This is a genomic window from Roseivivax halotolerans (assembly GCF_900115815.1).
Taxonomy (GTDB): Bacteria; Pseudomonadota; Alphaproteobacteria; order Rhodobacterales; family Rhodobacteraceae; genus Roseivivax; species Roseivivax halotolerans.
Window position 1 is genome coordinate 73,630 of the sequence record NZ_FOXV01000014.1, and the last position, 8,008, is coordinate 81,637.

Annotated in this window: 10 protein-coding genes and 1 tRNA gene; 2 read left to right on the forward strand and 9 right to left on the reverse strand. The window is 64.0% G+C overall.

The features are described 5' to 3' along the window. Positions 1 to 2: 2 nt before the first annotated feature. Positions 3 to 2,162 (forward strand): selenide, water dikinase SelD, encoded by a 2,160-nt coding sequence (gene selD / locus BM171_RS16050; protein WP_093014798.1) that lies wholly within the window; start codon positions 3 to 5, stop codon positions 2,160 to 2,162. On the opposite strand, the gene mnmH is transcribed toward selD, so the two are convergent. Beyond that, positions 2,159 to 3,220, reverse strand: coding sequence for a tRNA 2-selenouridine(34) synthase MnmH (mnmH, locus tag BM171_RS16055; RefSeq protein ID WP_093014801.1), 1,062 nt, complete (start codon positions 3,218 to 3,220; stop codon positions 2,159 to 2,161). The genes selD and mnmH overlap by 4 nt on opposite strands. Before the next feature lie 148 nt (positions 3,221 to 3,368). Here mnmH and BM171_RS16060 point away from each other — a divergent pair. Next, a tRNA-Phe gene (locus tag BM171_RS16060) sits at positions 3,369 to 3,443 on the forward strand. A gap of 41 nt (positions 3,444 to 3,484) precedes the next feature. On the opposite strand, the gene BM171_RS16065 is transcribed toward BM171_RS16060, so the two are convergent. The 8 genes from BM171_RS16065 to BM171_RS16100 form a co-directional block, all read right to left on the reverse strand. Next, on the reverse strand, positions 3,485 to 4,576 hold the full coding sequence (locus tag BM171_RS16065; protein ID WP_093014804.1) for a site-specific integrase: 1,092 nt from the start codon (positions 4,574 to 4,576) through the stop codon (positions 3,485 to 3,487). After that, a complete protein-coding gene (locus tag BM171_RS16070) occupies positions 4,576 to 4,812 on the reverse strand; it encodes a hypothetical protein (protein ID WP_093014807.1) in 237 nt (78 codons plus the stop codon). The genes BM171_RS16065 and BM171_RS16070 overlap by 1 nt, the downstream gene beginning before the upstream one ends. Next, positions 4,805 to 5,404: a hypothetical protein gene (locus BM171_RS16075; RefSeq protein ID WP_093014810.1), complete on the reverse strand. Its 600-nt coding sequence runs from the start codon at positions 5,402 to 5,404 to the stop codon at positions 4,805 to 4,807. The genes BM171_RS16070 and BM171_RS16075 overlap by 8 nt, the downstream gene beginning before the upstream one ends. A gap of 60 nt (positions 5,405 to 5,464) precedes the next feature. Then, a complete protein-coding gene (locus tag BM171_RS16080; protein ID WP_093014813.1) occupies positions 5,465 to 5,728 on the reverse strand; it encodes a hypothetical protein in 264 nt (87 codons plus the stop codon). Positions 5,729 to 5,732: 4 nt separating this feature from the next. Continuing rightward, positions 5,733 to 6,089 (reverse strand): hypothetical protein, encoded by a 357-nt coding sequence (locus BM171_RS16085; protein ID WP_093014816.1) that lies wholly within the window; start codon positions 6,087 to 6,089, stop codon positions 5,733 to 5,735. Next, a complete protein-coding gene (locus BM171_RS16090) occupies positions 6,086 to 7,141 on the reverse strand; it encodes a phage portal protein (protein WP_093014819.1) in 1,056 nt (351 codons plus the stop codon). Before BM171_RS16090 ends, BM171_RS16085 begins: the two co-directional genes overlap by 4 nt. 2 nt (positions 7,142 to 7,143) lie before the next feature. Then, complete coding sequence (locus BM171_RS16095) at positions 7,144 to 7,683, reverse strand: hypothetical protein (RefSeq protein WP_093014822.1); 540 nt, start codon at positions 7,681 to 7,683, stop codon at positions 7,144 to 7,146. Position 7,684: 1 nt separating this feature from the next. Continuing rightward, positions 7,685 to 8,008 (reverse strand): HK97 family phage prohead protease (locus BM171_RS16100; RefSeq protein WP_175497594.1); only part of this gene is annotated, 324 nt, incomplete at its 5' end.

Below are 8,008 nucleotides of genomic sequence, written 5' to 3' on the forward strand. Positions count from 1 at the left end.
CCATGAAAGCCCCCCTGCCCTTGACCCGCGATCTCGTCCTGATCGGAGGCGGCCACACCCATGCGCTCGTCTTGCGAAAATGGGGAATGGATCCGCTACCGGGCGCGCGGCTTACCCTGATCGATCCAACGCCGGTGACCGCGTATTCGGGGATGCTGCCTGGCTATGTCGCGGGGCATTACAGCCGGAACGAACTCGACATCGATCTTGTGCGCCTTGCGCGCTTTGCCGGCGCGCGGATCGTTCTGGGGCCCGCAACGGCCATCGACCCGTCGCGTCGCGAAGTGACGGTGCCCGGCAGGCCGCCCATCGCCTATGATGTCTGCTCTCTCGATGTCGGCATCACCTCCGCCATGCCGGACCTGCCCGGCTTTGCGGATCACGCCGTGCCCGCGAAACCTCTTGGCCCGTTCGCGGAGCGTTGGGAGCGGTATCTCGCGGCGGACGGCCCGGCGCGTGTCGCGGTGATCGGCGGCGGCGTTGCGGGTGTCGAGCTGGCGATGGCGATGGCGCATGCGTTGCGCGCCCGCGGCCGCCACGCGGATGTCAGCGTCCTCGATCGCGGCGAAATCCTCGAAGGGATCGGCGCACCGGCACGGGCCCGGCTTCGGAAGGCGCTGCAAGAGCAAGGCGTAAGCGTTTTGGAACACGCAGAAATCTCAGAAGTCACGGCAGAAGGCATCGTTCGCGCCGACGGCACAGAGATCGGCGCCGATTTCATCGTCGGCGCGGCAGGGGCGCGCCCTCATGCCTTCGTCGCGGCGTCGGGCCTTGCCCATGAGCATGGCTTTCTGTCGGTCTCCGAAACGCTTCAGAGCTCGGATGGCGCCGTCTTCGCGGCCGGAGATTGTGCGCATCTCAGCCATGCGCCGCGCCCGAAAGCGGGCGTTTACGCCGTCCGCGCCGCGCCCATCCTGCACGACAACCTGCGCGCCATTCTGAGCGGCGGCGAGCTGCGCCGCTACCAGCCCCAGAGCGACTACCTCAAACTGATCTCGCTCGGCGCGAAATCAGCGATGGGCGAACGGTTCGGCCTGCGCTTCTCGGGCGATTGGGTCTGGCGCTGGAAGAACCGGATCGATCAGCGGTTCATGGAGCGGTTCCGGGATTTGCCCGCGATGACGCGCGCCCCGCTTCCGGCGGAATATGCGAGCGGCATGGAAGATGCGCTCGGTGCCAAACCGCTTTGCGGCGGGTGCGGTGCGAAGGTCGGGCAATCGACGCTTTCCAAAGCGCTTGCCTCTCTGCCCGATCCGCGCCGAACCGACATCACCCCCCTGCCCGGCGACGACGCCGCGCTTCTGACGATCGGCACGACGCGGCAGGTTCTGACCACCGATCATCTGCGGGCGGTTACGCTCGATCCGGTCCTCATGACACGCATTGCCGCGCACCATGCCCTCGGTGATATCCTCGCGATGGGCGCAGGGCCACAGGCCGCGACGCTGAACCTCGTTCTGCCGCGCGGCTCGGAGACCGTGATGGGCCGCATGCTGACCGAGATCGTCACGACCGCGAGCGAGGTTCTCACCGATTTGGGGGCCGAGATCGTCGGCGGGCACTCCTCCCTTGGCGACGAGATGACCATAGGTTTTTCGCTGACAGGGCTCCTGCCTCGCGATCCGATCACCCTGTCTGGCGGACGGGCGGGCGACCGGCTCATCCTGACGAAACCCGTCGGCTCCGGCACGATTCTTGCCGCAGAGATGCAAAGCGACGCGCCCGGGGCGATCGTGGAGGCCTGCTGGACCGCGATGTGCCACGAACAGGCGACGGCGGCACGCTTGCTTTCAGATGCCCGCGCTATGACGGATGTCACCGGGTTCGGCTTGCTCGGCCATGCGTCGAATATCGCCCGGTCTTCAGGATGCGGTGTGTCGGTGCGCCTCGATGCCATTCCCTTGATGGCTGGCGCTGAAGAGCTTGCCGCGAAAGGTCACCGCTCGTCGCTCTACCCGGCCAATCGAGAGGTCGCGCCGGATCTGCCCGAGACGCCGCGACACGCCCTCCTCTTCGATCCGCAAACGGCCGGCGGGCTCTTGGCGGCGCTTGCGCCAGACGCTGCCGAAGGGACGCTCAAAGCGCTTCGGGACGCAGGATACCCCGCTGCCGATATTGGCGAGCTCACCGAGCGCTCCGGCGCGATCGACATCATCGACTAGGACGAACCGAGCGCCTCGACCTTTGCCGCGATGCGCCCGGCTGCGTCATCCAAAGCGCTTTGGCCGAGGCCGTTCAGGTCAATTCTTGCCACGATGCGCGGCGACATCGCTTTCATGGATTTGTCATAAGCCGGGTCATAATGCGCGGTCATCAGGCTTTCGACGAGGCCCGCCTTGTCGCCCGCTTCGATCTTCGTGAACCAATCATCCACGAGCTCGTGCCCGCGAAATCGCCGCAGCGGCGCAAGTTTTTCGCGCAATGTCTCCGGGTCGGCCAGAATATCCGCATAGGCTTCGACGAGGTAAGACGTGCGCGCCGCAATCGGGGCAGATACCTCGATCCACGGCGCATCCTTCATCGCCGCCCAGAGCGAGGGAGGCAGATTGATCTCTCCGATCTTGCTCGACTCCGCCTCGACGACCACGGGACGCGCCGGATCGAAACCGATCACCGCCCGCGCCAAAGCGCTTTCAAACGCCTTCTGGCTTGGCTGCCCGCCCGGCCGATCGCCGAGAAGCGAGCCCCGGTGATGGGCCAGCCCCTCGAGATCGAGCACCTGGACGCCTTTCGCCGCGAGATGCGTCAGCAGATCCGTCTTGGCCGTCCCCGTATATCCACCGAGCTGGATCACGCGCAGCCCGAGCGGCGCATCGTAGAGCAGCCCGGAGACGAGCCGCCGGTAAGTCCGGTACCCGCCCTGAATGACATCGGACCGCCATCCGATCTCCTTCAGCATCCAGGCCATCGAACCCGAGCGTTGCCCGCCGCGCCAGCAATAGACGAGCGGCCGCCAGCCGCCGTCATGAGCCGCAAGCGGCCCTTCTATATGGCGCGCGGCGTTCTTGAAGACGAGCGCCGCGCCGATCTTCCGCGCGCGGAACGGGCTTTCCTGCTTGTAGATGGTTCCGACCCGCGCACGCTCCTCGTTGTCGAGCACCGGCAGGTTGATCGCTCCCGGCACATGATCCTCCGCGAACTCGGCCGGCGAACGCACGTCGATCACGGTGTCGAAGCCGTGATCAAGGAGCGCGCGGAGCGTGTCGGGAAAAAGGGCCATGATGCGAGCAGATAGCTTCTTCAGGGGCCCGAGAAAAGAGAGCCGAGCCCCAAGAACCGCCGCCCTCACTTTTTTGCGTCATGCCCTCTGGACACCCGTTTGCCCATTGGCTAGACCGCCTCCACCCGAGGGCAGCGCCCTCACCCGTGCCCGGGTAGCTCAGGGGTAGAGCAGTGGATTGAAAATCCTCGTGTCGGTGGTTCGATTCCGCCCCCGGGCACCATTCAAACGCTTGATATTGCTCGATATTCATTCTTGAACCTTTCAGGGTTTGACAGTTTTCTTGAAGGGTTTGACAACTTTTGATCGGCGTTCGTTCTCCTTTTCCAGTGTTTCCATCGTGATCCGGTTGCGGTCCGCAAGGTTGGCGGACCGGGAATAGTGGCGAGCCATCGACGGTGTTTTCTGCCCCAGCAGGTCCGCAATCTGGCGTTCCTCTAGCCCCGCCTCGCGTAGCGTCGTGGCCACGGTATGCCGCAGCCCCTTGAGGGTCAGACCGGGCTGCACGGCTTCCTCAGCTTCCAGCTTCTTCTTGAAACGGTGCCAGACCGTCGAAAAGCCGTTATAAGTCCAGGGCTTCCCGGTGGACGTGGCAAGGATCGTCACCGCGTCGTGGGCCGGTGCAGCGTACAGAGCCGCTTGCAGCGTCGGGCCGATAGGAATGGCGACCTCATGCCCCGTTTTGCCCCGGACGCCCCAGATCGTGTTGCCGTCGATCTGGCGACGGGTCAGCTTGAGCGCGTCGGACGGATCAAGGCCGGTGTTCATAATCAGGGCGACCGCCACCCGGACGTGGGGCGCGGCCCGATCCAGCACAACAGCGCGTTCCTCGACCGTCCAGGGCCGGTTTGCATAGGGCCGGTCTTTCGGGCGCGGCTTGGGAATGACGCCCGCCGCATAGTCCCGGTCGATCAGCCCGCGCGGAATGGCATAGCGGAAAACTTGGCTCAGGAAGGTGCGCACCATGTTTGCCCGCCGCCAGCCGATCTTGCCCGCCGCCTTGTCATGGATACCCGACACAAGGGGCGTCGTGATCGCGGAAACGGGCGTGTCGCGGATCGGGTGCAGGAAATCAGCGCATTTGCGATAGTCGCGCTTGGTGGCGTCCGCCAGATTGCCAAAGTGCTCAGTCTGGAAATAGGCATTGACCAGCCCGCCAAGCGTTCCAGGCTTTGGGGCTTGCGCCTTCCTCGCCTCGGCAATCGCTGCAATGCGGGCGCATTCCGCGAAAAACTCGGCCGATCCCAGCGGGGTCTTTTCCAGGTCGATCTTGTGGCCCGTGACGCGATGATAGCAGCGCGGCTTCCCGTGCCGATCATCGAATATCTTGAAGCCTTTTACCCTGATCCGCGTCATTACAGCTTGCCAAGAATGGCGTCTTGCGTCGCCATCTCAGCCCCTTCCTTCATCGCATCAATCCACTTGTCCAGGTCGCGCTTGTCCCAAAGGATCGTGCCAGGGCGCATCTCGACCGGCTGGACCGGGCATGTCGTCTTGAAGTGTTTGACGGGCAGGCCGGTGTAGTCCGCCGCCTCAGACTGTTTCAGCATCCGCTTGTCGATGACGCTGATATTGAGGTTTGCGTTACCCATCGTCGCCCCCGTCGAAAACCTTTTTCCAATTTGCAGCGTCGATCTTGATAGCGACCAGCGTTGCTAGAGACGCGCCAACAATGGTGGCCCGCCGGATATGCGCATCGTCAATGTCCATGCGCTGGCCAGCGGGCTTGAAACGGATGATCTCATCGCCCACCAAATCATGCGGATAGCTGATCTCGATCAGAGGGAAGTTTCTGACGAATTGCACCGACCCCTCGCAAAGCCGCTTGCGCAAAGCCGTTGCGTCCGGTGCAGGGTCATCGTCCAGAAGCAAGGAAAACAGCCCGACAAGGCCATCCTCAGCCGTCTTGTTCCCGCTGACAAAATCGCCCTCAGCCGTTTTCCCAGCAATGGGCAAGGCGAGATAGGAAGCCGTCAGTTCTGCCGCTTCCTTGATCTTAGGTTCCAAGGCAAGCGCCGTGAGCAAGCGGGCATAGTGGACAATCCCGACTTGAGCGACCGCACGGCCCCGGCTCTTGGGCAACAGCCCGCCGTCGATCAGGGCGCGCGCGTATTTGCCCACTTTCTCGGGGGTTTCATCAAGCGCATAGGCTATGCCATCTGAAAGTTGCGATACGCTGGCCATCGGGCTCATTCCTTGGATTTCGTTTTTTGTAAACCAAATCCAATTTGACCGCAAGCCCTTTCAAACTGCCACCCGCTTTTGCGTCTCGACATAGGCCAGCCGCGCAGTCTCCGCGATTTCAGCTTTCGCCCATTGAGCGACCTTGATGTTCGGATCGGGCGTCCAGACCACAAAGCGCCCGTTGGGGGCCACGACAAGGCTGCACCCCTCGATCCGCATGGGCCGCAACAGCAGCGTGAAGTGCCCTAGCACCTTGAATCCGTTGCGCTTGGTTTGGGGTGTCCCCAGAATGGCAAAGTCCACCACTTTCGCGTCAGCTTTCATCCCGCTACCTCCTCGCAACCATGTCATAGAAAACCGTGGTGCCGTCCGGGGCATGTCGGCCCAGGTCGATAATCGTCAGATCGCCCGCGCTGCACTCTATCCGGTCGGAAAGGGTCAGTTCCACATCCGCCGTTGTGCAGAGGACCCGCAAATCGGTCGTTTGAATATTTGTCCCGTCGATCCGGTCCGCGTCGATCTTGGCCAGCACCACTTGCACGTCATAGCGCGTCGTTGTCGTGGTGCCGCCGGTCGGATCGGACGGGCCACCGCCCGTTGTGACCGTCCGCGCGACTTGCGCCGCCTCGCCGTGGCGGGTCAGAAGCCGCCTTGCGCGTCGCTCTTTTGCCTCGGGGTTGCTCATGGGGTGCCCTCCCAATCGACCAGCCGCAGAGCCTCGGACGGATCAACGCCCGCCTCTTTGGCCAGCGCCAATGTCTGCACCACCGCGCCAAGCGCCCGCGCCCGTCCGCCTGCATCGAAGGCTTGAAGGGGCCGCATCACGTCCAGCGTGACCGCTGATCCCAGCTTGTCCGCCGCTTCCTCGGCAATGACGGTGGCGATAGGTTGCAGCACCCATTGCGCCAGATGCCGTTGCGCTTCCCTGACCATCGGTCCGGTTGTAGCGGGCGCGGTCAGACCGGGCAGGACGCCAAAGGCCATGTTGATCGCATCTCGCGCCGCCGCCAGCGTCTCGCGCGTCATGGCTTTCGACAGGTCCGGGGAAAGATCGTGGGGCTTCCAATCCAGCATTGGGGCCGGTCCGCCCGCAGCCGCCACGTTGACGGATTCGCGGATCAGCACCTTGCCCCGGTTGCCCCGGAACCCGCGCGCCATCGCTTCCAGGTCGGTTTGCGGTGCCTCGGGAAACGGGACGATCTGGCTGGCCAGCGGGGCGGTTTCATAGACCTCGGCAAGCGCCGTCTCGACCGCATTCAACAGCCCTGCCGTCAGTTGTGCCCGCTTGAGCGGTGCCGTGCCATAGTAGGGCGCGGCCACGTCGCAGCCGATCCGAAAATGCAGCACCTCAGCCGCCAGCGCCGTGAAGGTCCGCCCGCCACCCGCCTCAGAGACGGAAACGCGGTAAGCCGTGGGGCGTCCATCACGGGTTTTCAGATCCCAGTCAGAGCACGGAACAAGCCCGTCGTCGCGGATCAGAAATAGAGCCTCGCCCCGCAAGGCCAGCGACCGCGCGCAGAGCGCCAAGGAACGCCGGTCCAGTAGGTCGGTGCCCGATACATCGGCAAGCCCTAGACCGCCTTCCCAGAGCGTCACAGCGCCTTGCGCCGTGGCCGTTAGTTCGGCAATGCCGCGCCGCCCGGATACATAGGCTTCCCGTGCCGCCATGATCTCAGCCGTGAAGCCCGATCCGCTAGACCGGGTTTCCTCAGCCGTCTTTTTCTTGAATGGCCACATGCTCAGACCCTCCTTTTGTAAGGCCGCAGCAGGTCCGCCGCGCCGCTCAGTTCCATTGCGCGCGCCACCCAGGCCGGGTTGCGGTCATAGCTTTCCTCGATCGCACCACCCATGCCGGTTGAATAACTGGACACGCCCGCCCGGTCCGGCTCATCCGCCAGATACTCGGCAAGCCGCCGGAACGCCTCGGAGACAGCCGCAGGCACGTCACCGCCCCCAACGTCCGCCGTGATCCGATAGGGACCGTCACCGGGCAGATCATAGCCGCCCCAGGGGGACGCCGCCGGGGTGCATTCCACCCATGCGCCGCTTTCCCAGACCTCGACCGTGTTCAAGTTGGACGGCTGCAACGGGGCTTCCCATGAGCCGCCCCCCTCGACCGTCCAGATCACTTGCCGATCCGTCCAGCGCACCCGGCAATACGCCTCAAGCCGTTGCCAGAGCGCATCCTCGTCCAGTGCTGCCGCCGCCGTGCTCAGGCCAGCCGGGGCCGCTGGATAGCTTGCCGGGATTGCCTCGACCTCTTTCAATGTCACCGCCATGTCAGGCCCTCCACCGTGCAGAAGGGTGCACCCGGACGGGCAGGATCAGACGATCCGGTTGCCAGTTGCGTTCCTCGATCTGGGTTTCGTCATAGGCGGGCCGCGTGACCACGCTCAGTTCATAGAGCAAGGCCGCAAAGATCGTGCGGATCAGCGCCATGCCCTCAGCCGGATTTTCTTCCTCGACCTTTTCCGCGTCGGGCACCGCCCGTTCCGGGGGAATGCGAAAGCCTGGAGTGCCCCCACTGAAGTGGTCCACGAACTGGGATAGTTTTATCCCGATGTCAGGAGGACCAGAGAGATGGCTGGAAAGCGAGACAAGCCC

Excerpts from the sequence above, each read along its gene's own strand:
- selD (WP_093014798.1), top strand. The coding sequence starts at position 3 with ATGAAAGCCCCCCTGCCCTTGACCCGCGATCTCGTCCTGATCGGAGGC.
- mnmH (WP_093014801.1), bottom strand. The coding sequence starts at position 3,220 with ATGGCCCTTTTTCCCGACACGCTCCGCGCGCTCCTTGATCACGGCTTC.
- BM171_RS16065 (WP_093014804.1), bottom strand. The coding sequence starts at position 4,576 with ATGACGCGGATCAGGGTAAAAGGCTTCAAGATATTCGATGATCGGCAC.
- BM171_RS16070 (WP_093014807.1), bottom strand. The coding sequence starts at position 4,812 with ATGGGTAACGCAAACCTCAATATCAGCGTCATCGACAAGCGGATGCTG.
- BM171_RS16075 (WP_093014810.1), bottom strand. The coding sequence starts at position 5,404 with ATGGCCAGCGTATCGCAACTTTCAGATGGCATAGCCTATGCGCTTGAT.
- BM171_RS16080 (WP_093014813.1), bottom strand. The coding sequence starts at position 5,728 with ATGAAAGCTGACGCGAAAGTGGTGGACTTTGCCATTCTGGGGACACCC.
- BM171_RS16085 (WP_093014816.1), bottom strand. The coding sequence starts at position 6,089 with ATGAGCAACCCCGAGGCAAAAGAGCGACGCGCAAGGCGGCTTCTGACC.
- BM171_RS16090 (WP_093014819.1), bottom strand. The coding sequence starts at position 7,141 with ATGTGGCCATTCAAGAAAAAGACGGCTGAGGAAACCCGGTCTAGCGGA.
- BM171_RS16095 (WP_093014822.1), bottom strand. The coding sequence starts at position 7,683 with ATGGCGGTGACATTGAAAGAGGTCGAGGCAATCCCGGCAAGCTATCCA.